The 20,228-nt window shown below is 69.0% G+C and carries 20 protein-coding genes; 14 read left to right on the top strand and 6 right to left on the bottom strand.

Features of this window, described 5'->3' with window-relative positions:
• The first annotated feature begins 9 nt into the window (after positions 1 to 9).
• From ACN5KJ_RS10330 to ACN5KJ_RS10345, 4 genes are all read left to right on the top strand, one after another.
• Positions 10 to 516, top strand: a complete 507-nt coding sequence (locus ACN5KJ_RS10330; RefSeq protein ID WP_347165044.1) for a peptidylprolyl isomerase — start codon at positions 10 to 12, stop codon at positions 514 to 516.
• Complete coding sequence (locus tag ACN5KJ_RS10335; RefSeq protein WP_347165043.1) at positions 509 to 1,075, top strand: peptidylprolyl isomerase; 567 nt, start codon at positions 509 to 511, stop codon at positions 1,073 to 1,075. The genes ACN5KJ_RS10330 and ACN5KJ_RS10335 overlap by 8 nt, the downstream gene beginning before the upstream one ends.
• Positions 1,076 to 1,262: 187 nt before the next feature.
• Entirely contained in the window at positions 1,263 to 2,225 is a 963-nt protein-coding gene (locus ACN5KJ_RS10340) for a DUF3179 domain-containing protein (protein WP_418593786.1), read from the top strand.
• A gap of 246 nt (positions 2,226 to 2,471) precedes the next feature.
• Positions 2,472 to 2,621, top strand: coding sequence for a hypothetical protein (locus ACN5KJ_RS10345; RefSeq protein WP_418593788.1), 150 nt, complete (start codon positions 2,472 to 2,474; stop codon positions 2,619 to 2,621).
• 53 nt (positions 2,622 to 2,674) lie between these two features.
• On the opposite strand, the gene tyrS is transcribed toward ACN5KJ_RS10345, so the two are convergent.
• On the bottom strand, positions 2,675 to 3,928 hold the full coding sequence (gene tyrS / locus ACN5KJ_RS10350; protein WP_418593789.1) for a tyrosine--tRNA ligase: 1,254 nt from the start codon (positions 3,926 to 3,928) through the stop codon (positions 2,675 to 2,677).
• 97 nt (positions 3,929 to 4,025) lie between these two features.
• On the opposite strand from tyrS, the gene ACN5KJ_RS10355 reads away from it, so the two are divergent.
• Positions 4,026 to 5,081 (top strand): anhydro-N-acetylmuramic acid kinase, encoded by a 1,056-nt coding sequence (locus tag ACN5KJ_RS10355; RefSeq protein ID WP_418593929.1) that lies wholly within the window; start codon positions 4,026 to 4,028, stop codon positions 5,079 to 5,081.
• 310 nt (positions 5,082 to 5,391) lie between these two features.
• Here the strand turns inward: ACN5KJ_RS10355 and moaA are convergent, their stop codons facing one another.
• Positions 5,392 to 6,399, bottom strand: a complete 1,008-nt coding sequence (gene moaA, locus ACN5KJ_RS10360; RefSeq protein WP_418593790.1) for a GTP 3',8-cyclase MoaA — start codon at positions 6,397 to 6,399, stop codon at positions 5,392 to 5,394.
• A gap of 104 nt (positions 6,400 to 6,503) precedes the next feature.
• Here moaA and ACN5KJ_RS10365 point away from each other — a divergent pair, with 104 nt between their 5' ends.
• A complete protein-coding gene (locus ACN5KJ_RS10365; protein ID WP_418593792.1) occupies positions 6,504 to 7,019 on the top strand; it encodes a hypothetical protein in 516 nt (171 codons plus the stop codon).
• Between the two features lie 107 nt (positions 7,020 to 7,126).
• Positions 7,127 to 8,548 carry a cryptochrome/photolyase family protein gene (locus ACN5KJ_RS10370; RefSeq protein WP_418593793.1) on the top strand — a complete coding sequence of 474 codons (1,422 nt, stop codon included), beginning with the start codon at positions 7,127 to 7,129 and terminating at the stop codon, positions 8,546 to 8,548.
• A 107-nt stretch (positions 8,549 to 8,655) separates the two neighbouring features.
• Here ACN5KJ_RS10370 and ACN5KJ_RS10375 read toward each other — a convergent pair whose 3' ends face one another.
• Entirely contained in the window at positions 8,656 to 9,078 is a 423-nt protein-coding gene (locus ACN5KJ_RS10375; protein ID WP_418593795.1) for a hypothetical protein, read from the bottom strand.
• A gap of 140 nt (positions 9,079 to 9,218) precedes the next feature.
• Between ACN5KJ_RS10375 and ACN5KJ_RS10380 the strand changes: the two genes are divergently transcribed.
• The 6 genes from ACN5KJ_RS10380 to ACN5KJ_RS10405 all read left to right on the top strand — a co-directional run bounded on the left by ACN5KJ_RS10380 (position 9,219) and on the right by ACN5KJ_RS10405 (position 16,502).
• Complete coding sequence (locus ACN5KJ_RS10380; RefSeq protein WP_418593797.1) at positions 9,219 to 10,424, top strand: class I SAM-dependent methyltransferase; 1,206 nt, start codon at positions 9,219 to 9,221, stop codon at positions 10,422 to 10,424.
• A 3-nt stretch (positions 10,425 to 10,427) separates the two neighbouring features.
• The gene (locus ACN5KJ_RS10385; protein WP_418593799.1) at positions 10,428 to 10,868 is read left to right on the top strand and encodes a TrgA family protein; all 441 of its coding nucleotides are present in this window, start codon (positions 10,428 to 10,430) and stop codon (positions 10,866 to 10,868) included.
• A 4-nt stretch (positions 10,869 to 10,872) separates the two neighbouring features.
• The gene (locus ACN5KJ_RS10390) at positions 10,873 to 11,985 is read left to right on the top strand and encodes a gamma-glutamylcyclotransferase (RefSeq protein WP_418593801.1); all 1,113 of its coding nucleotides are present in this window, start codon (positions 10,873 to 10,875) and stop codon (positions 11,983 to 11,985) included.
• A 309-nt stretch (positions 11,986 to 12,294) separates the two neighbouring features.
• Entirely contained in the window at positions 12,295 to 13,329 is a 1,035-nt protein-coding gene (locus ACN5KJ_RS10395; protein ID WP_206565392.1) for a cysteine synthase A, read from the top strand.
• 3 nt (positions 13,330 to 13,332) lie between these two features.
• Positions 13,333 to 15,786, top strand: coding sequence for a DUF3772 domain-containing protein (locus ACN5KJ_RS10400; RefSeq protein WP_418593803.1), 2,454 nt, complete (start codon positions 13,333 to 13,335; stop codon positions 15,784 to 15,786).
• Positions 15,783 to 16,502: an alanyl-tRNA editing protein gene (locus ACN5KJ_RS10405; protein ID WP_418593805.1), complete on the top strand. Its 720-nt coding sequence runs from the start codon at positions 15,783 to 15,785 to the stop codon at positions 16,500 to 16,502. The genes ACN5KJ_RS10400 and ACN5KJ_RS10405 overlap by 4 nt, the downstream gene beginning before the upstream one ends.
• 233 nt (positions 16,503 to 16,735) lie before the next feature.
• Here ACN5KJ_RS10405 and ACN5KJ_RS10410 read toward each other — a convergent pair whose 3' ends face one another.
• From ACN5KJ_RS10410 to ACN5KJ_RS10420, 3 genes are read right to left on the bottom strand one after another with little or no spacing between them, the layout of a single operon-like run.
• Positions 16,736 to 17,149, bottom strand: coding sequence for a Fur family transcriptional regulator (locus tag ACN5KJ_RS10410; RefSeq protein WP_347165033.1), 414 nt, complete (start codon positions 17,147 to 17,149; stop codon positions 16,736 to 16,738).
• Complete coding sequence (locus ACN5KJ_RS10415) at positions 17,146 to 18,060, bottom strand: DMT family transporter (RefSeq protein ID WP_418593806.1); 915 nt, start codon at positions 18,058 to 18,060, stop codon at positions 17,146 to 17,148. The genes ACN5KJ_RS10410 and ACN5KJ_RS10415 overlap by 4 nt, the downstream gene beginning before the upstream one ends.
• 7 nt (positions 18,061 to 18,067) lie before the next feature.
• Positions 18,068 to 18,928, bottom strand: a complete 861-nt coding sequence (locus ACN5KJ_RS10420) for a DUF533 domain-containing protein (protein WP_418593808.1) — start codon at positions 18,926 to 18,928, stop codon at positions 18,068 to 18,070.
• 113 nt (positions 18,929 to 19,041) lie between these two features.
• On the opposite strand from ACN5KJ_RS10420, the gene ACN5KJ_RS10425 reads away from it, so the two are divergent.
• Positions 19,042 to 19,962, top strand: a complete 921-nt coding sequence (locus ACN5KJ_RS10425; RefSeq protein ID WP_418593810.1) for a DMT family transporter — start codon at positions 19,042 to 19,044, stop codon at positions 19,960 to 19,962.
• Positions 19,963 to 20,228: the final 266 nt, after the last annotated feature.

Raw genomic sequence — 20,228 nt, forward strand, 5'->3', positions numbered from 1 at the left:
GAGAGACAGATGGCCGAGATCAAGGACCCCGAGAACACCATCGTGATGGAGCTGAAAGACGGCACCGTCACGATCGAACTGCTGCCCGACGTGGCGCCCAAACATGCCGAGCGCATGAAGGAGCTGGCCCGCGCCGGAGCCTATGACGGGGTGGTCTTTCACCGCGTGATCGACGGCTTCATGGCGCAGACCGGCGACGTCGAGCACGGCAATGCCGACAAGGAATTCAACATCCGCCGCGCCGGGACCGGCGGGTCGGAGCTGCCGGACCTGCCGGCGGAATTCTCCAAGCTGCCGCACGATCGCGGCACGCTGGGCGCCGCGCGCTCGCAGAACCCGAATTCGGCGAATTCGCAGTTCTTCATCAACTTCAAGGACAACCACTTCCTGAACGGGCAGTACACGGTCTATGGCCGCGTCGTGTCGGGCATGGAGCATGTGGATGCGATCACCCGGGGAGAGCCGCCCGCGAGCCCCGACAAGATGATCAGCGTCAAGGTGGCCGCCGATGCGTAACCTTCTGACCGCAGGCGCGCTTGCGCTGCTGGCCGGGCAGGCCGGGGCGGCGGGGCTGGAGATCACCGTCGCCGGTGAAGGCGGCGAGAAGGGCACCGTGAGCATCGACCTGCTCGAGGACGTGGCGCCCAAGCACGTCGAACAGCTGACCGCGCTGGCCTCGGACGGGGCCTATGACGGTGTGGTCTTCCACCGCGTGATCGAGGGCTTCATGGCCCAGACCGGCGACGTGCAGTATGGCGCGTCGGGCGCCGAGGGCTTCGACATGCGCCGCGCCGGCATGGGCGGTTCCGAGCGGCCCGACCTTCCGGCAGAGTTCTCGGACATCTCCTTCGACCGGGGCGTCGTGGGCATGGCGCGGTCGCAGAACCCGAACTCGGGCAACTCGCAGTTCTTCATCATGTTCGAACCCGGTCCCTTCCTGAACGGCCAGTACACGGTCGTGGGACGGGTCACCGAGGGCATGGATGTGGTGGACCAGATCAAGCTGGGCGAGGGCCGCAACGGCGAAGTCATGGGCGAGCCCGACCGCATGGTCAGCGTGACCGTCACCGACTGACGGGCGGGGCCGATCCGGCGGTCCCTGCTGGCGCCGGGGCAGGGTGATCGGCCCGCCTCCTGTCCTCCTCCCGGACCCGGGAGGAGGGACCCCCATTCAGGCCGACTCCGACACCCGGGCGTCGGTCTTTTTTGTGGCTGTAACGGGCGCGGCGCGGCAGACTGTCCGGGCAAGGGGGGATGGGTGCATGCGCTTTGTGACGATGCTCGTGGGCCTGTGGCTGGCCGGGGCGGTCTGGGCCGATCCCTCGCTCTGGCGCGACGAATGGCCCGAAACGGATTTCGACCGGACCACGGTGGAGAACTGGGCCGAGATCATCTCGGGCGGACCGCCAAGGGACGGCATACCCGCGCTGTCCGATCCGCAATTCATCGAGGTGCCGGCGGAAAGCCGCATTGCCCCGGGCGAGCCGGTGATCGCGGTCGAGATCGCGGGCCAGCGCCCGCGTGCCTATCCGATCCGATACCTGATCTGGCACGAGATCGTGAACGACCAGATCGGCCCGATTCCTGTGGCCGTGACCTTCTGCCCGCTGTGCAACTCTGCCCTGACCTTCGACAGGCGGCTCGGCGGGCGGGTGCTGAGCTTCGGTGTCTCGGGCAAGCTGCGCAACTCGGACATGATCATGTACGACCGCGAGACGCAAAGCTGGTGGCAGCAGGCGGTGGGCACCGGGATCGTCGGGCAGATGGCGGGCGAGGGGCTGGAGCTGCTGCCAAGCTGGATGGAAAGCTGGGAGGCCTTCGCGGCCCGGCACCCGCAGGGGCTGGTGATGGCCGAACCGTCGTGGAACCGCCCCTATGGCCGCAACCCCTACGCCGGTTACGATTCGTCGAAGCGGCCTTTTCTGTATTCCGGAGAGATGCCGCCCAATGGCGTGCCGCCGCTGATGCGTGTCGTGCGCGTCGGCGACCGCGCCTGGCCGATAACCCGGCTGGCAAAGGCGGGGGTGCTGCGCGAGGCCGGGCTAGCGCTGTCGTGGGTGCCCGGTCAGGCCTCTGCCCTGGATGCGGGAACGATCGCGGCGGGGCGGGACGTCGGCTCTGTCCGGGTGCTCGACGGAAAGGGGCGCGACGTGCCGCATGACGTGCTTTTTGCCTTTGCCTTCCACGCCTTCTGGCCGGACGGGAGGTGGATGCTGGGTGAATAGGCGGGGCGTTCCGGGGCGTCTGGCCCTGTCGTCGCGATCCCGTTTGCAGGGGCGGTGCGGGCCGGTCAGCGGCGTTCAGCCAGGGACTGGCCCGGCACCGCAGGTCCCTGTGCCGGGCTTCGAAGACCGTGGTCTTGTCCGGATTGGCGGCGCCGAAGGCGGTGGCTTGCGGCAGGGGAATGGGCAGCGAGTCGTTCATCGGCAGCCATTAACGGAATAGAAAGTTTCGATTCGTTTAATGGCGGCATGAAAACCCTGATCCGCCCCCCCGCAAGACCCCCTGCCGTAGCCCGGGCACTGGACCCGCCGCGCCCGACCGTCGCTGCCGCGCTGCTGCTGGCCCCGGCGCTGTCTGTGCCCTTTGCCGTTCTGGTGGCGATACAGGCGCTGCTGTAAGGCCGCCGCCCGGCATGGAATGGACCGCGCGACCTGTCGCGCGGCCCAAGGCCTTACCCGGCTAGCTTCACCAGCGCGTGGCGCTTCTTGCCCGCGCTCAGCTTGATCGGCGTCGCCAGGGCGCCCGCATCCAGCACCAGCCCGGCGTCGGTCAGGGGGGCGTCGTCCATGCGTGCCCCGTTCTCGGCGATCAGGCGCTTGGCCTCCTTGCCGGATTTCGCAAGGCCCGAGCGCACCAGCACCTGCACGATGGAGATGCCCTCTGCCAGATCCGCCGCCGTCAGTTCCAGCGTCGGAAGGTCGTCGCCCACGCCGCCCTTCTCGAAGACCTCGCGGGCGGTCGCCTCTGCTGCTGCCGCCGCCTCTGCGCCATGGCACAGGGTCGTGACCTCGTTGGCCAGGATGATCTTGGCGCCGTTGATCTCGGAGCCTTCCAGCGCGCCCAGACGGTCGCATTCCTCGACCGGAAGCTCGGTGTACAGCTTCAGGAAGCGGCCCACGTCGGCGTCGGTGGTGTTGCGCCAGAACTGCCAGAACTCGTAGGGGCTGAGCATGTCGGCGTTCAGCCACATGGCGCCGCCCTGCGACTTGCCCATCTTGCGCCCGTCCGAGGTGGTCAGAAGCGGCGAGGTCAGCCCGTAGATCTCGTGATCCAGCACCCGGCGCGTCAGGTCGATGCCGTTGACGATATTGCCCCATTGGTCGCTGCCGCCCATCTGCAGAACGCAGCCATACCGGCGGTTCAGCTCAAGGAAATCATAGGCTTGCAGGATCATGTAGTTGAATTCGAGGAAGGACAGAGACTGCTCGCGGTCCAGCCGCGACTTCACGGATTCGAAGGACAGCATCCGGTTGACCGAGAAATGCCGCCCGATGTCGCGCAGGAAGTCGAGGTAGTTCAACCCGTCCAGCCACTCGGCATTGTTCAGCATCAGGGCCGCCGAGGGCGCGTCGCCGTAGGTGAGGTATTTGGCAAAGACCTGCTTCATCCCGGCGATATTCGCGTCGATCTGCTCGGGGCCAAGCAGCGGGCGCTCGTCCGAGCGGAACGACGGGTCGCCGACCTTGGTCGTGCCGCCGCCCATCAGGGTGATCGGCCGGTGCCCGGTCTTCTGCAGCCAGCGCAGCATCATGATGTTCAGCAGGTGGCCGACATGCAGCGACTGCGCGGTCGCGTCATAGCCGATGTAGGCGGTCACCACCCCCGTCGACAGGGCCTCGTCCAGCGCCTGATAATCGGTGCAATCGGCGAGGTAGCCGCGCTCCATCATGATGCGCATGAAGTCCGATTTGGGATGGTAGGTCATAGCCGGCCTCTCTTATACTGCGCGCCGAGCTATAAGAAGAAGCGGGGCAAAGGTGAAGGGCAAGATCGCGGCAGGCCCGGTCCGGGCGTTGGGAGCGATGTCGGGGACCTCTCTGGACGGCGTCGACGCCGCCGAGATCGTGACCGACGGGCTGCGCATCCTCGAATTCGGCGCAAGCGGATACCGGCCCTACAGCGATGCGGAACGGGCCACCCTGCGCGCTGTGCTGGGCCGCTGGCCGGGCGCGGGGCTGGAGGCGGCGGCGCGGGTCGTGCACGAGGCTCATGCCGACCTGATGGCCGGCTTTCCCGAGGCCGAGATGCTGGGCTTTCACGGCCAGACGCTGGCGCATGAGCCCCAGGGCCGCGGCACCCACCAACTGGGCGACGGCGCGGTGCTGGCCGAGGCTCTGGGGCGCCCGGTGGTCTGGGATTTCCGCTCTGCCGACGTGGCGCTGGGGGGCGAGGGCGCGCCGCTGGCGCCTTTCTTCCACTTCGCCTGCGCCAAGTGGATCGGGGCCGAGGCGCCGCTGGCCTTCCTCAACCTCGGCGGCGTGGGCAACCTGACATGGGTGGACCCGCGCCACGCGACGCCAGAGGCCGAAGGCGCGCTGCTGGCCTTCGACACCGGGCCGGCGAACGCGCCGATCAACGACCTCGTGGCCCTGCGGCTGGGGCTGGATTGCGACCGCGACGGCGCGCTGGCCCGGCAGGGCCGGGTGGAAGACGGCGCGCTGGAGCTGTTCCTGGACGAGCAGTACTTCCGCCGGATGCCGCCCAAGTCGCTGGACCGGGACGACTTTTCCCTCATGCTGGACCTTGTGAGAGAGCTTTCTGACGCCGATGCGGCGGCGACCATGACCGCCATGGCTGCGGCGGCGGTGATGCAGGGGATGGAGCATTGCCCCGTTGCCCCCGACCGCCTTCTGGTGACCGGCGGTGGGCGCCACAACCCGGTGATGATGGAGATGCTGGCGGTGGGTCTCGATTGCCCGGTCCTGCCGGTGGAGGCCGTGGGCCTCGACGGAGACATGCTGGAAGCGCAGGCCTTCGCCTATCTCGCCGTGCGCGTGGCGCATGGCCTGCCGACCTCCTGCCCGGGCACGACCGGCGTCGCCGCCCCGGTCGGCGGCGGGCAGATCAGCCGTCCCTGATCGACCGCCCCGCGTGCGGATGCCGGCGGAGCCTCCGGCGGGGATATTTCAGGACAGAAGAAGACAGGGGCTGCGCAGACATTCGGGCGTGGAGCGCAGGGAGATGAGCGGACGAAGCCCGCACGGCCAGGCCGAGGCGGGCTTCGGGATCAGCCTGGGCTTCTCCTGTCACGGCCATCGGCGTCCCCGCCTGTACCGCATCCGCAGGTTGCCCGTTCTTGGTTAAGAAATGGTGGACGATCGCGTTTTCTTCTGTCCGGAAATATCCCGGGGGAGGCCGCAGGCCGGGGGCAGCGCCCCCAGCCCCGTCTCAACCTCCGGTGTGGCTCATGTGGCGCGACACGCGGCCGTCCACGCTCTGGCGCGAGTAGTCGAAGTCGTGCCCTTTGGGCTTGTGGGAAATCGCGTCGCGGATCGCGGCTTTCAGCGGGGTGTCGTCGCCCGGGTGGTTACGCAGCGCCGCGCGCAGGTCGGCGTTGTCCTCTTGCCCGAGGCACATGAACAGCTCGCCCGTGCAGGTCAGGCGCACGCGGTTGCAGCTTTCGCAGAAATTATGCGTGAGCGGCGTGATGAAACCCACCTTCTGCCCTGTCTCTTCCAGCCGCACGTAGCGGGCCGGTCCGCCGGTGCTTTCGGGCAGGTCGGTCAGCGTGTAGTGCTTGGCGAGCCGCGCGCGCAGGTCGGTCAGCTTCCAGTACTGGTCCAGCCGGTCCTCGTTGCCGATGTCGCCCATCGGCATGACCTCGATCCAGGTCAGGTCGATGCCGCGATCCGCGCACCATTCGGTCATCGACAGCAGCTCGTCCTCGTTGAAGCCCTTCAGCGCCACGGCGTTCAGCTTCACCCGCATGCCCGCGTGCTGCACCGCGTCGATGCCCTTCAGCACCTGCGGCAGGCGGCCCCAGCGGGTGATCTCGGCGAATTTCGCCTCGTCCAGCGTGTCGAGCGAGATATTGACGCGCCGCACACCGGCATCCCAGAGCGGCCCGGCAAAGCGTTCCAGCTGCGAGCCGTTGGTGGTCAGCGTCAGTTCCTTCAGCGTGCCGGCGTCCAGGTGCCGGGTCATCGACTGGAAGAACCGCATGATGTCGCGGCGGACCAGCGGCTCGCCGCCGGTGATGCGCAGCTTTTCCACCCCCAGCCGCACGAAGGTCGAACACATGCGGTCCAGCTCTTCGAGCGTCAGCAGTTCCTTCTTGGGCAGAAAGGTCATGTTTTCCGACATGCAGTAGACGCAGCGGAAGTCGCAGCGGTCCGTGACGGAGACCCGAAGGTAGGAAATCGGGCGGGCGAAGGGGTCGATCAGCGGTGCGGTCATGTCCAAGATGTAGCTGTGGGCGGAATTTCGAGCAAGAGTGCGCGCGGAATTGTCATATGTCAGGCCCGACCTTAGGGTGAGGCGCAAACTCAGGGGTACGAGATATGAGAGCAGCGGTTGCAATGGTGGTGGTCCTCGCGGTGGCGGGCTGCGGCGAAAAAGGGCTTTTCACGGGGCAGGGACCGTTCGGGAAGGCGCCCGAGGCGGCATCTGCGCAGGCGGCCCCTGCGGCGGAGGCCGGGCAGGCTGCGCCCGCGACGGCGGCGGTAAAGCCGCCCGCGGGGGCGCGCACGGTCGAACAGTTCGACACGACCACCCCGGAAGAGCGTGTCGCCGCCGCTGCCGCCCCGGTGGAACCGGCGGGCGAGCGCAGCCTCGGGACCACCGTGGCAAGCCTTGGCGAGGTGGCAGAGGCCGGGTTCTGGCTGAAGACCCCGCTGGTGACCGAGCGGACAAGGGGCCGGGTGCTCAACCCCGCCAGCGGCAAGTCGGCGCAGGTCGACCTGATCCCCATCGACGGGCCGGCCAGCGCGGGCAGCCGCATTTCCCTGGCCGCCATGCGCCTGCTGGAGGCTCCGCTCACCGATCTGCCGACAGTCGAGGTCTTTACCGGCGGCTGACCGGGGCAGGCGGCCCGGGCGGCGGGCGCGGGAACAGACAGGGGGCGTCTTGCCTTTCCGCGACAGGCCCTAGCTTGCCCGGGGCATGACCGACCGGAGACGCCTGCATGTCCAAACCCGCTCCTGCCCTGTACTGGGTGCGCCGCGACCTGCGGCTGTCCGACAATGCCGCCCTGCGCGCCGCCGCAGAGGGCGGGCGCCCGGTGATCCCGGTTTTCATCCGCGACAGCCTGGCCGAGGGTCTGGGCACGGCGCCGCAATGGCGGCTGGGGCTGGGCCTTGGGCATTTCGCGGAGGCGCTGGACGGCAAGGGGCTTCGGCTGGTCCTGCGGTCCGGCGATCCGGTCGATTGCCTGGTGGCGCTGGTGCGGGAAACCGGCGCCGAGGCGGTTCACTGGACCCGCGCCTACGATCCCGACAGCGTGGCCCGCGACAAGGCGGTGAAGGCCGCCCTGGAAGCGCAGGGGATCACCGCGCAAAGCCACACGGGCCACCTGATGTTTCAGCCATGGACCGTCGAGACCAGGACCGGCGGCTACTACAAGGTCTATACGCCGTTCTGGAAGGCGGTGCGGGGCCTTGCGGTCAACGACCCTCTGCCCGTGCCCGCCACCCTGAAGGCCCCGGCGTCATGGCCCGACAGCGAAAAGCTGGACGACTGGCGCCTTGGTGCCGGGATGCGGCGCGGTGCCGGGGTCGTACGGCCCTACGTGCGGCTTGGCGAGTGTGCCGCGCAGAGCCGTCTGGGGGCGTTCATGGCCTCGAAGGTGGCGGACTACGGGCGGGCGCGCGACGCGGTGGCCGAGGACGGCACCTCCTGCCTGTCCGAGAACCTCAGCCTTGGAGAGATCACGCCCGCGCAGTGCTGGCACGCCGGGCGCCGAGCCATGGAAGAGGGCAAGGCGGGGGCCGAGACCTTCCTGAAGGAACTGGTCTGGCGCGAGTTTGCCTATCACCTGATGTGGCATTCGCCGCGCCTGCTGACCGGCAACTGGCGCGAGGACTGGGACGCCTTCCCGTGGAACGAGGACGCGCGGCTGCGCGAGGTCCGGGCGTGGAAGCAGGGGCGCACCGGGGTGCCCTTCGTGGATGCCGCCATGCGCGAGATGTACGTGACGGGCCGGATGCACAACCGTGCCCGGATGATCGTGGCAAGCTACCTGACCAAGCACCTGATGTGTCACTGGAAGATCGGTCTTGAGTGGTTCGAGGACTGCCTGATCGACTGGGATCCGGCCTCGAACGCGCTGGGGTGGCAATGGTCGGCGGGCTCCGGCCCGGACGCGACGCCCTACTTCCGCGTCTTCAACCCGGAAACGCAGGCCGAAAAATTCGACTTTGAGGGCCGCTACCGCGACCGCTGGATCGCCGAGGGGCGCCGGACAGCCACGGAAACGGCGCTGTCCTACTTCGATGCGATCCCCGAAAGCTGGCCGATCTCGGCGCGGGACGACTACCCGGAGCCCATCGTCGGCGTGAAGGAAGGGCGGGAGAAGGCGCTGGCGGCCTATCAGGGGCGCGATTTCTGACGCGCGCCGGGCCGAGGCCGCGTCCCCGCCTGCACGACCGGGCAACAGGCCGGGCTTCGGCCCGCCATGGTCGCCCCGCTGTCATTGCGCGGCAGATGCGGCGCGGATCAGTTCGTGACGCCGCCCATCTGGTCCATGCGCACCCAGCCCGATGCGCCATTGGCGCCGTAGCGGATCTTGCAGACCGGCGCGGCATCGGAACAGGTCTCGACATAGCCGCCCATGCCGGGTGACAGCGAGCCTGCCTTGGCGCTGCGGTCCGCCTCCTTGTAGATCGGCAGATTGCGCGCGGTCATGTTGACGTAGGGAATGTCCCGGCGCAGCGAGTCGCGCCATCCCACCGGCTTGGGCGGAATGACCGGATCGCCCGGCGCGGGTTCCGCCAGCGATACGGCGGCCCGGCCGTCGGGCGCGGGCAGCTGGCTGGGCGGTGCATTGCCGCCGCCCCAGTCGCCGACGAAAGAGCGCATCTGCCCGCAGCCCGACAGGGCCGTGACAAGCACCAGAGCGGTCATCAAAGAGCGTTTCACGAAAATCCCCCTGACTGCTGAAAATTGCGGATTGCAGCCCCTACAGGAAACACCACCTCGGGCAGATTCCAAAGAAGAAAAGCTTGCCAGTGCCTTGCGTCAGCTTAATTTTCAGGGAAACGAAACAGTGACAGGCCGCCATGACCGCTCTGGATATCCCCGACGACGTACCGCCCCCCCGCTATTTCGCGCGTGTTCTGGACATGGCGCGCCGGATGGAACGCGGAAGGCTGGTCTTCGTTTTGCCCGATGGCAGCCGCCATGTGGCGGAGGGTCGGGCGCCCGGCCCGGAGGCCGAGATTGCCCTGCATCACGGCGACGTCTTTGCCAGGCTGATCCGCGAAGGCGATCTTGGGTTCTGCGAGGCCTACCTGGATGGCTGGTGGTCGACGCCCGACCTGATGGCCTTTCTGGACCTCGTCCACGCCAACGAAGAGATGTTCGACGGCTACCCGGGCGGCGCCGTGGTGCGCGCCTTCGAGCGGCTGCGCTTCTGGTTGCAGCGCAACACCAAGCGGCAGGCGCGGCGCAACATCTCGGCCCATTACGATCTGGGCAATGATTTCTACGGGCTCTGGCTGGACGAGACGATGACCTATTCCTCGGCCCTGTTCGAACAGGGCCAAGAGGATCTGGCCGAGGCGCAGCGGGCGAAATACGCGGCGCTTGTCGACAGCCTGAATGTGCGGCCCGGCGATCATGTACTGGAAATCGGCTGCGGCTGGGGGGGCTTCGCCGAATACGCCGCGCAGGAACGGGGCCTGCGCGTCACCGGCCTGACCATCAGCGCCGAACAGCACCGCTTTGCCACCGAGCGCATGGCGCGCGCGGGCCTGTCGGATCGGGTCGACCTGAAGCTGCAGGACTACCGGGACGAGCGCGGCCAATACGACGGCATCGCCTCGATCGAGATGTTCGAGGCTGTGGGCGAACAATACTGGCCCGCCTATTTCGACACGGTGCGGGGGCGGCTGAAGCCCGGGGCGCGCGCCGGTCTTCAGGTCATCACCGTCCAGCACCGGCGCTGGGAGGTCTACCGGCGCGGCGTCGATTTCATCCAGAAGTACATCTTCCCCGGCGGCATGCTGCCCAGCCCTGTGGTGCTGCGCCAGGCGGTGGAGCGGGCGGGGCTTCGGGTCGAGGGCAGCCGCGAATTCGGGCAAAGCTATGCCCGCACGCTGGACCTGTGGTTCGATGCCTTCAACGCGCGCTGGGATCACGTGGCGTTGCAGGGATTCGACGACCGCTTCCGCAGGATGTGGAACTTCTACCTTGCCTCTTGCGCCGCGACCTTTCGCAGCGGAAACTGCGACGTGACACAGATCACGATTGCGAGACCCAGCTAATTCATGCCCACTGCCGCGAAACTTGTCGCCGCCCTGTGCCTTGCGGCGCTGGGATACGTTGCGTCCGACCTGATCCGCCCGCTTCTGCCCGCCAGTACCGATTTCGGCCTGTTCAACCATGTGAACGGGCTGATCGGGCTGGTCATGGGCTGGCGGGTGGTGGGCCGCCGGGCCGGGCGCGGCATGTCGGCGGCCATCGGCAACGGCTTCACCGGGACCGCCGCGCTGGTGTTCTGGGGGCTCTTCGTGCAGTCCACCTACGAAATGGTGCGGCGCAGTTTCGCGCGGCACTACGACAGCATCGTGGAAGCCATCGCCGCGATCTTCGAACTCATGCTCGAATACGGCGAGATCATGCTGGACGCCCGGGTCATCCTGGCCCTGCTGCTGGGCGGCATTGCCAGCGGCATCCTTGCCGAGATCGCGGCAGGACGCTGGAGGTAAGCGCGTGACCACGTTTTTCTTTTACGGCACGCTGCGGCACCTGCCGCTGCTGGAGGTGGTGCTGGGCCGACGCCCGGAGACCCGCGAGGCGGTGCTGAAGGGCCATGCGGTGAAGGTCGTCCCGGGCGAGACCTACCCGACGATCACGGCGGTGCCGGGGGCCGAGGCGCCGGGGCTGCTGGTCTCGGGGCTTGCGGCGGAGGATATCGCGCGGCTGGACTATTACGAAGGCGGCCATGGCTACGAGACCCGGCAGGTGGCGGTCGGCGGCCCCTGGGGGACGGCGGCGGCGCAGGTCTATTTCCCCGACGCCGCGGGGGCGCCCGATGCCGCGCCCTGGTCGCTGGCGGGATGGGTGGCAGGGGTCGGCGCGGCCGCGGTACAGGCGGCGCGCGAGGTCATGGCCCGGCGCGGGCGTTACACGGCAGAGGCCGCCGGTCACATGCGCCCCTTCTTTGCCGCCCGCGCATGGGGCCAACAGCGCTTTGGCCCCGACCCGATCCCGCAGACCCTGCGCAGCCCGCGCAGCCTGGCAGAGGTCGACTGGCAGCCCATGCCCGGCGCCTATGAGGGCTTCTTCCGGCTTCAGCCGTTCCGGCTGAGCTTCGACGGGGGACGCACGGGGCCGCTGGAGCGCGAGTGCTTCATCGCCTGGGATGTCGCGCTGGTGCTGCCCTACGACCCGGTGACCGACAGCGTGCTCATCGTCGAGCAGCTGCGCTACGGTCCGATCCATCGCGGCGATCCCTCTCCCTGGGTGCTGGAGCCGGTGGCCGGGGTGATCGATGCCGGGGAGACGCCTGAAGAGGCGGCCCTGCGGGAAACCCGCGAAGAGGCGCGAATCGATGTGCGGCGCCTGATCCCGGCCCCGAAGGGCTATGCCTCGCCGGGGTATTCGACCGAATACTACCACGGTTTCCTCGCGCTGGCCGAGCTTGGCGCCGAGCGCACCGGGACCGGGGGGCTTGCGGAAGAGAACGAGGATATCCGCACCCATGTCCTGACCTTCGACCGCGCGATGGCGCTGGTCCGTTCGGGCGAGATCAACGCCCTGCCGCTGGTGATGCTGCTGACCTGGCTGGCGGTCGAGCGCGAGGGGCTGCGGCGCGGCTCCTGACCGGGGCTGGTGGAAAGGACGGGCTTCCCGGCGATCCCGGCGGGCCTTGCGCGTCCCGGGACCGGCGCGTGGCTTGACCGGTTGGCTGGGGGGCTCTGCCCCCGCGCGCTGCGCGCGCCCCCCCGAGGTATTGGAGGACCAGAGAAGCAGGGGTGTTGTGCCGGGCGGTCCGGGTGGGGGGCTTTGGGTGGCTGCTCGGGTGGCAGTTCGGGGGTGGCGCGGGCCGGACGGGCGGGGCGGCGCCGACTTGCGTCGCCCGGGCGGGCGCCCTACACCATGCAAAACCCTGCCCAGAAAAGGACCCGCGCCATGCGTATCGCCCATGATCTCGCCGATGCCATAGGACAGACGCCGCTGATCCGGCTGCGCAAGGCCTCGGAAATGACCGGCTGCGAGATTTACGGCAAGGCCGAGTTCATGAACCCGGGCCAGTCGGTCAAGGACCGCGCGGCGCTGTACATCATCCGCGACGCGGTCGAGAAGGGCCTGCTGGAGCCCGGCGGCACCATCGTCGAGGGTACCGCGGGCAATACCGGCATCGGTCTGGCGCTTGTGGGTGCCTCGATGGGGTTCAAGACGGTCATCGTCATCCCCGAGACCCAGAGCCAGGAAAAAAAGGACATGATCCGCCTGGCCGGGGCCGAGCTGGTGCAGGTGCCAGCCGCGCCCTATCGCAACCCCAACAACTACGTGCGCTACTCGGGCCGCCTGGCCGAAGAGATGGCGAAGACGGCGCCGCACGGCGCGATCTGGGCCAACCAGTTCGACAATGTCGCCAACCGGCTGGCCCATGTGGAAACCACCGGCCCCGAGATCTGGGAGCAGACCGGCGGCAAGGTCGACGGGTTCATCTGCGCGGTGGGCTCGGGCGGCACGCTGGCGGGCGTCGCCGGGGCGCTGCAACCCAAGGGCGTCAAGATCGGCCTTGCCGATCCCGACGGGGCGACGCTGTTCAACTATTACACCACCGGCGAGCATGCCGCCGAGGGCAGCTCGATCACCGAGGGAATCGGGCAGGGGCGGATCACCGCCAACCTTGAAGGCTTCACCCCGGACATGGCCTACAACATCCCCGACGACGAGGCGCTGCCGGTGGTCTTCGACCTGCTGGCGGAGGAAGGGCTGTGCCTTGGCGGTTCGTCCGGGATCAACGTCGCGGGCGCGATCCGCATGGCCCGCGAGATGGGGCCGGGGCACCGGATCGTCACCATCCTGTGCGACTACGGCACGCGCTACCAGTCGAAGCTTTTCAACCCCGAGTTCCTGCGGGAGAAGGGGCTGCCGACACCGTCCTGGCTGACGCGTGCGCCGGCCAGTATTCCGGGCGTCTTCGAGGACGTCTGAGCGATGGGCTGGCTTCACCGGATCGTCGCCGCCTGCCTTGCCTTGATCCTCTGCGCCGGACTTGCGCTGGCGCAGGACGTGGAGGCCCCCGACTACGACGCCTGGGACAGCCGTGCCGCCAGCGGCGAGCGGATCCTGCAGGAGCCGCAGGCCAGCGACGAGACGCTGGAGGCCCTGCGCCTGCAACTGGCGGAATGGCGCGAACGCTTTCTGGCCGGGCAGGATATCAACGCGACCCGGATCGATGCGTTGGAATCGCAGCTTCAGGCGCTGGGGGAGCCACCCGCCGAGGGCGAGAGCGAGCCCGAGGATATCGCCGAGCGCCGCGCGACGCTGAACGCGCAGATCTCGGAGCTGCGCGCCCCGGTGCTGCGCGCGGAAGAGGCCTATTCCCGCGCCAACGCCATGATCGCCGAGATCGACCGCATCATCCGGGAACGGCAGGCGGATGCGCTGCTGTCGGTCGGACCTTCGCCGCTGAACCCGGTGCACTGGCCCGGTGCGATCGACGCCCTGACGACCTCGATCCTGCTGTCCTGGCAGGAACTGGTGGCGAATGCCCGGGACGCGGGCCACCGCGCCGTGGCCTGGCGCAACCTGCCCAGCATCCTGATTGTCGGCGGCATCGGGCTGATGCTGATCCTGCGGGGGCACAGGTGGGCGCGCGCCGGGGTCACGCGGCTGATCGCCCACAGCCGACGCGGCACCGGGGTGATCCGTTTCGTGATCTCCCTGGGCCAGATCATGCTGCCGCTCTTCGGGATCATCCTGCTGGTCACCGCCGCGACGATCACCGATTTCGCCGGTCCGCGCTGGCGCGTCCTGCTGGAACACCTGCCAAGCTGGGCCGCGACGCTGCTTCTGATCCGCTGGCTGGCGGATCAGGCCTTTCACGACAGCGACGAGATGGCGGTTCTGCCCCTGGCGCTGGAAGACCGCAGGCGGGCGCGGCGCGTGGCCAACATCCTGTCGGTCAGCTACGTGCTGCGCGACATGCTGCGCGTCTTCGTCGAACTGGACAACTATGCGGCGGAAACCGAGGCGGTGCTGCAGTTCCCGGTGTTGCTGTTCTCGGGCTATTTCCTCTTCCGCCTTGGCCGCACCCGCAACGAGGCGCATATGGCCGGCAGCCGGGCCGCGCTCGAGTCGACCGACGCGGGGCTCTTCCGGATGCGGCTGGCGCGTTTCATGGGGCGTGCCGCCATGGTACTGGGCGCGCTGGGGCCGGTGCTGGCGGCGCTGGGATACCTGAAGGTCGGCGAGGCGCTGATCTATCCGGCCATCGCGACCCTGGGCCTGATCGGGCTGGTGATGGTGCTGCAGCAATTCATCAACAACCTCTACGAGCTGGTCACCGGCAGCCACCCGGACGAGGACAACAGCCTCTGGCCGGTGCTGGCGGGCTTTGTGCTGGCGATTGGCTCGATCCCCTTTCTTGCGCTGATCTGGGGCGCGCGCCGGGCCGATCTGACCGAGGTCTGGGCGCGCTTTCAGGAAGGCTTTTCCTTTGGCGAGACGCGGATATCGCCGTCGGATTTCCTGCTGGTGATCATCGTCTTCGTGATCGGCTTCATGCTGACGCGGCTGTTTCAGGGCGCGCTGCGGACGGCGGTTCTGCCGCGCACGAAGCTGGATCAGGGCGGGCAGAACGCCGTGGTCTCGGGGATCGGCTACGTCGGCATCTTCGCCGCCGCGCTGGTGGCGATCACCGCCGGCGGGCTGGACCTGTCGTCGCTGGCCATCGTGGCGGGCGCGCTGTCGGTCGGCATCGGTTTCGGCCTTCAGAACATTGTGTCGAACTTCGTCTCGGGGATCATCCTGCTGATCGAACGGCCCATCGGCGAGGGCGACTGGATCGAGGTCAACGGCACCCACGGGATCGTCAAGGACATCTCTGTCCGCTCGACCCGGCTGGAGACCTTCGACCGCTACGACCTGATCATCCCCAACGCCGATTTCGTCTCGGGCACGGTGGCCAATTACACCCGCGGCAATTCCCTGGGGCGGCTGATCCTGTCGGTCGGGGTGGCCTATGGCACCGACACGCGCAAGGTCGAGAAGATCCTGCTGGATATCGCGCGGCACCACGACATGGTGCTGATGAACCCGGCCCCGATGGTGGTCTTCACCGGATTCGGCGCCGATGCGCTGGACTTCGAGCTGCGGGTGATCCTGCGCGACGTGGGGCAGGGGCTGGTGGTGCGCACCGAGATGAACCACGACATCGCCGAACGCTTCGTCGCCGAGGGGATCGAGATCCCCTTCGCGCAGCGTGACATCTGGCTGCGCAACCCCGAGGCGCTTGGCGGCGGGCGGCCCGGCGCGCCGCCGGCGGCCCCGCAATCGACCACCGGACCGGCAGAGCCGGAAACCACGAACAGGCCGCAGCGGCAGGAACGGGCCGAGCCCGGCTCTTACGGGTCCGAGGCGGATATCGACGGGGGAGACGGCCGATGACGCCGCTGTTGTACCGCGAAGACGCCTACCTGCGCGAGGCCCCGGCCCGCGTGGTGGAGATCACGCCCGAGGGCGGCGTCGTGCTGGACCGGTCGTTGTTCTACCCCAAGGGCGGCGGCCAGCCCGGCGACAGCGGCTGGCTGGAGTGGGACGGCACCCGTCTGGCCATCGCCACGGCGGTCAAGGCCGAGGACGGTCACTCCTCGGTTCTGGTGCCCGCCGAACCCGCCGCCCTGCCGCCGCTGGGTGCGCATGTGGTGCAGCGGCTGGACTGGGAGCGGCGGCATGCCCATATGCGGGTGCACACGGCGCTGCATCTGCTCAGCGTGGTGATCCCCTTGCCCGTCACCGGCGGGCAGATCGGCGCCACGGGCGGACGTCTGGATTTCCTGATGCCGGAGCCGCCGGAGGACCGCGAGGCCATCGAGGACGCATTGAATGCGCTGGTGGACCGCGACCTGCCGGTGACCGAACGCTGGATCACCGAGGCGGACCTCGACGCGCAGCCCGATCTGGTCAAGACGCTGTCGGTCAAACCGCCGCGCGGTGCGGGAAGGGTCCGGCTGGTGCGGATCGGCGAGCCCTCGCAGCAGGTGGATCTGCAACCCTGCGGCGGAACCCATGTGGCGCGCACCGGAGAGATCGGCGCGCTGCGGCTGGGCAAGATCGAGAACAAGGGCAAGCAGAACCGGCGGGTGACACTGCTACTGGCCTGAGGCACGCGGCGCTGTCCTGAAAGGCGCCGCCGCGCCGATGGGCCGGGCCTGTCTGTGCACGCTACCCCTTGCGGGCCCCCGGTTCGTCTGCGGGGCAGATGTGCCGGGCGTGGACCGGGCGGACGCGTCCTGACCCCGGGGCGGCCCGTCGCCGCGCGCATCGGGCCGCACCGCCGGGGCTGCCGGGGCTGCGACACAGCGCAGGGGCGCGCCTTGCGGGTCGGGGCGGGCGGTCAGCCTTTCTTCAGCGGCACGCCATACAGTTCCATGCGGTGGCCGGTCAGGCGATAGCCCAGCTTGCGGGCGATCTTTTCTTGAAGCGCCTCGATCTCTTCGTCGACGAATTCGATGATCTGCCCGGTATCGAGGTCGATCAGGTGATCGTGGTGGTCGCGTTCCGCATCCTCGTAGCGGGCGCGGCCATCGCCGAAGTCGACCCTTTCGACGATCCCGATCTCTTCGAAGAGCTTCACGGTGCGGTAGACCGTGGCCAGCGAGATCTTCGGATCCTGCGCCGAGGCGCGGGCGTACAGCTCTTCGACGTCGGGATGGTCCGACGCCACGTCCAGCACCTCGGCGATGGTGCGGCGCTGTCCGGTCATGCGCAGGCCACGGGCCGCGCAGCGGTCTGCGATGCTGTCTGTCATGGCTCGGGCTCCGCTGGATGGTGCCCCGTTCTAGGCGAGCCGGCGGCCGAGGCCAAGGGCCGCGCGCGCCGGGGTGGCGCGAGGTACACCGCCAGAGCGGCAATGACCAGCGTGCCACCCGCAAGGGCGCTTGGCGAGGGCGCCTCGGCGGTGGCCAGCCAGACCCACAGCGGCCCGAGCGCGGTTTCCAGCAGCATCAGCAGGCTGACGGTGGCGGCAGAGGTATGGCGCGCCGCGGCGCTGAGCAGGAAGAAGGACAGCGGCAGCACAAGCAGCGCGGCGGCGAGGATCGGCAGAAGGGTTCCCTCGGTCAGGCGAGCAGGGGTGGCGGCGACAAGTCCGAAGAGCCCCGCAAGCAGGGCGCCCGCGCCGATGGCGGGCAGCAGCGGCAGGCCCGGGTGGTGGCGCAGGGTGACGAAGTTCAGCCCCAGAGCCATGGCGACTCCTATCCCGCAGGCGGCCCCGATCAGCGCATTGCCGGTGGCGTCCGGATCGCCATGGCCCGAGACCGCCAGCGCGATGCCTGCCAGCACCGCGGCCATGGCCCGCCACGTGGCCGGGGCCGTCCGTTCGCCATACAGCAGCCGCGCCAGGACCGCCGCCCAGACCGGCACCGTTGCCACGCCCAGCAGGACCGGGGCGACCGGCGCGGCGGCGATCCCCAGCGGGAACAGCGTCGCGTTGGCGGTCTGGCAGGCGATGACCAGCGCCGCCACCGGGCTGGCAAGGGCGGCCAGATCGGCCCGCCGGTTTCGCGCGGTCAGCGCCCATGCGGCCAGAAACAGAGCGCCCATGCACAGGCCACGCCAGGCCAGCATCTGGCCAGCGTCCATGCCCGACAGGCGCATCAGGGCCGCGTCGGGTGTCAGGATCAGCGCCCCCGCCAGCGCGAGGGTAAGACCGCGGTTCATGCCGGGGTCAGCTGTAAAGCGGCTGCATGCCCATCTGCATGTGCAGCGCGTTGACCGTGCCCTCGTCCAGCGCCATGGCGCGGGCAAGCCGGTCGAGGTGCTTGGCCTCGGCCTGTGTGTCGACCCGGATCGTCATGAGCGAGGCGGAATAGACCTGCATCCGCTGCGCCTCTGGCGTGTCGGCGGCCAGCGCCTCGGGGTCGACGGGGGCGGCCAGCTGGTCCTCGATAAAGACCTTGTCGGCGGCATCCGCGCCCACTGTCTCGAGGATCTTGGCGCGCTCCGAGGCGTCGATCTCGCCGTCGGCCTTGGCGGCCTGGATCATGGCGCGCAGCATCAGCGCGGCGGCCTTTTCCATCTCGGGGGCGGCCGGGGTCTGCGCAAGGCTGTCGGCCATGGCGCTGGCGCCCTGACCCTGCGCCGTGGCCGCCGCGCCGCCCAGGGCGGCGAACATGCCCGCCAGCCCGGTGCCGCCGCCACCCAGTTGCGACAGAAGGCCGCCGCCCGGGTTGCCGGTGCTGCCGCGCAGGGCAGAGGGGTCCATGCCGCCGGACTGCAACTGCTGCATCATCGCCGCCAGCGGGTTCCCGCCCGAGCCAGCGCCCATGGCGCCCAGCCCGCCTTTCTGCAGCATCTCCATCATCCCGGCCATGGGATTGCTGCCACCCGTGCCGCCCGTGCCGCCGATGCCCTGGCCGGACATGGCCTGTCCCATCTGCGCCTGCATGCGCGAGGCCGGTTCCTTGCCCTTGATCTGCGCGCCGCCGCCCAGCAGCGCGCCAAGCCCCTGACCGCCCGACATCCGGTCGACGCCCCGCGCCGCGGCGTATCCGATAGCCATCTTGGCCAGTGTACCCATGAGACCCATGCCTTGATCCTCCTCGTCCGGCGTATCGCGGAGAGGATGACAGGAATCGCCGACAGGGCAAGGGGGCCGAGGGGGGGATTGACGCCATCGGCGGGGCAGGGTCCAAGAGAGGCATGGCACGCAAGGACTCCATCGACCTGGCTGGCGCCGCCGGCCTGACGGTCTTCGCCGCGGCGCTGGCCTTCAACCAAGTGGTCATCAAGCTCAGCAACGCGGGCATCGGGCCGGTCTTCGGGGCCGGGCTGCGCTCTGTCTTCGCGCTGGCGGTGCTGGCGGTCTGGTGTCTGGTGATGCGGCGGCGGGTCGACGGCCTTGGCGCGACGCTTTGGTCGGGGCTGGCGCTTGGCGGGCTGTTCAGCCTCGAGTTCCTCTTCCTGTTCTCGGCGCTCGACCTGACGACCGTCTCGCGCGCCTCGATCGCCTTTTACTGCATGCCGGTCTGGCTGGCCTGCATCGCCCATTTCACCCTGCCGGGAGAGCGGCTGTCGGCGCGCCGCCTGCTGGGGCTGGTGCTGGCCGTCGCCGGGGTGGCCTGGGCCCTGGCCGACCCGCAGAGCCGCGGCGCGGGCGACCTGAGCGGCGATCTTCTGGCGGTCTGTGCCTCGCTGTCCTGGGCGGGCATCGCGCTGGTGCTGCGGCTGACGCGGGTGTCCGCCATCAGCCCCGAATCGCAGCTTGTCTGGCAGTTGGGCGTCTCTGCCCTGGTGCTGACGGCGGTGGGCTGGGCCATGGGCCCGCTGTGGCGCGCGCCCGACCCGCTGGCCTTCGCCGCCTTGGGATACGGCGTGATCGTCGCTTCGATTGGGTTCCTGTTCTGGCTGCGGCTGATGACCATCTACCCGGCCTCCGACGTGGCCTCTTTCAGCTTCCTGTCGCCGGTGCTGGCGGTGGGCTTCGGCTGGCTGGTCTTCGACGAGCCCATTTCCGTCAGCTTCATCGGCGCCATGGTGCTGGTCGCGGTGGGCATCGTGCTGATCAACCGCCGCCGTCCCGGCAAGGGCGCGCAGGACAAACGCCGGGGTGCGCCGGTCTGATGCCACTCTGACGCTGCCTTGACCCGGGGCGCCGTGGCCGGAGGCCGGGTTCTGCCGCTGCGCGCGGGCGCTTTCGCGAAGGACGGGGACAGGGGCTGACCAACCGCGCGGAGCCGCCGCGCCAAAGCCGGTGGCGATCTATCCGACGTGGGAGCAAGGCGCCTTTCGCGGGCCCGCAGAGGTGCAGGCCCGCCTGGCCGAGCCGCGCGGCTGGACCGGCCCCCGGACCGGCGCCGCGCTTGTCTCGGTTTTGAACTGCGCGGCCG

Source organism: Ponticoccus sp. (in: a-proteobacteria) (genome assembly GCF_048381735.1).

Excerpts from the sequence above, each read along its gene's own strand:
- ACN5KJ_RS10330 (WP_347165044.1), top strand. The coding sequence starts at position 10 with ATGGCCGAGATCAAGGACCCCGAGAACACCATCGTGATGGAGCTGAAA.
- ACN5KJ_RS10335 (WP_347165043.1), top strand. The coding sequence starts at position 509 with ATGCGTAACCTTCTGACCGCAGGCGCGCTTGCGCTGCTGGCCGGGCAG.
- ACN5KJ_RS10340 (WP_418593786.1), top strand. The coding sequence starts at position 1,263 with ATGCGCTTTGTGACGATGCTCGTGGGCCTGTGGCTGGCCGGGGCGGTC.
- ACN5KJ_RS10345 (WP_418593788.1), top strand. The coding sequence starts at position 2,472 with ATGAAAACCCTGATCCGCCCCCCCGCAAGACCCCCTGCCGTAGCCCGG.
- tyrS (WP_418593789.1), bottom strand. The coding sequence starts at position 3,928 with ATGACCTACCATCCCAAATCGGACTTCATGCGCATCATGATGGAGCGC.
- ACN5KJ_RS10355 (WP_418593929.1), top strand. The coding sequence starts at position 4,026 with ATGTCGGGGACCTCTCTGGACGGCGTCGACGCCGCCGAGATCGTGACC.
- moaA (WP_418593790.1), bottom strand. The coding sequence starts at position 6,399 with ATGACCGCACCGCTGATCGACCCCTTCGCCCGCCCGATTTCCTACCTT.
- ACN5KJ_RS10365 (WP_418593792.1), top strand. The coding sequence starts at position 6,504 with ATGAGAGCAGCGGTTGCAATGGTGGTGGTCCTCGCGGTGGCGGGCTGC.
- ACN5KJ_RS10370 (WP_418593793.1), top strand. The coding sequence starts at position 7,127 with ATGTCCAAACCCGCTCCTGCCCTGTACTGGGTGCGCCGCGACCTGCGG.
- ACN5KJ_RS10380 (WP_418593797.1), top strand. The coding sequence starts at position 9,219 with ATGACCGCTCTGGATATCCCCGACGACGTACCGCCCCCCCGCTATTTC.
- ACN5KJ_RS10385 (WP_418593799.1), top strand. The coding sequence starts at position 10,428 with ATGCCCACTGCCGCGAAACTTGTCGCCGCCCTGTGCCTTGCGGCGCTG.
- ACN5KJ_RS10395 (WP_206565392.1), top strand. The coding sequence starts at position 12,295 with ATGCGTATCGCCCATGATCTCGCCGATGCCATAGGACAGACGCCGCTG.
- ACN5KJ_RS10400 (WP_418593803.1), top strand. The coding sequence starts at position 13,333 with ATGGGCTGGCTTCACCGGATCGTCGCCGCCTGCCTTGCCTTGATCCTC.
- ACN5KJ_RS10405 (WP_418593805.1), top strand. The coding sequence starts at position 15,783 with ATGACGCCGCTGTTGTACCGCGAAGACGCCTACCTGCGCGAGGCCCCG.
- ACN5KJ_RS10410 (WP_347165033.1), bottom strand. The coding sequence starts at position 17,149 with ATGACAGACAGCATCGCAGACCGCTGCGCGGCCCGTGGCCTGCGCATG.
- ACN5KJ_RS10415 (WP_418593806.1), bottom strand. The coding sequence starts at position 18,060 with ATGAACCGCGGTCTTACCCTCGCGCTGGCGGGGGCGCTGATCCTGACA.
- ACN5KJ_RS10420 (WP_418593808.1), bottom strand. The coding sequence starts at position 18,928 with ATGGGTCTCATGGGTACACTGGCCAAGATGGCTATCGGATACGCCGCG.
- ACN5KJ_RS10425 (WP_418593810.1), top strand. The coding sequence starts at position 19,042 with ATGGCACGCAAGGACTCCATCGACCTGGCTGGCGCCGCCGGCCTGACG.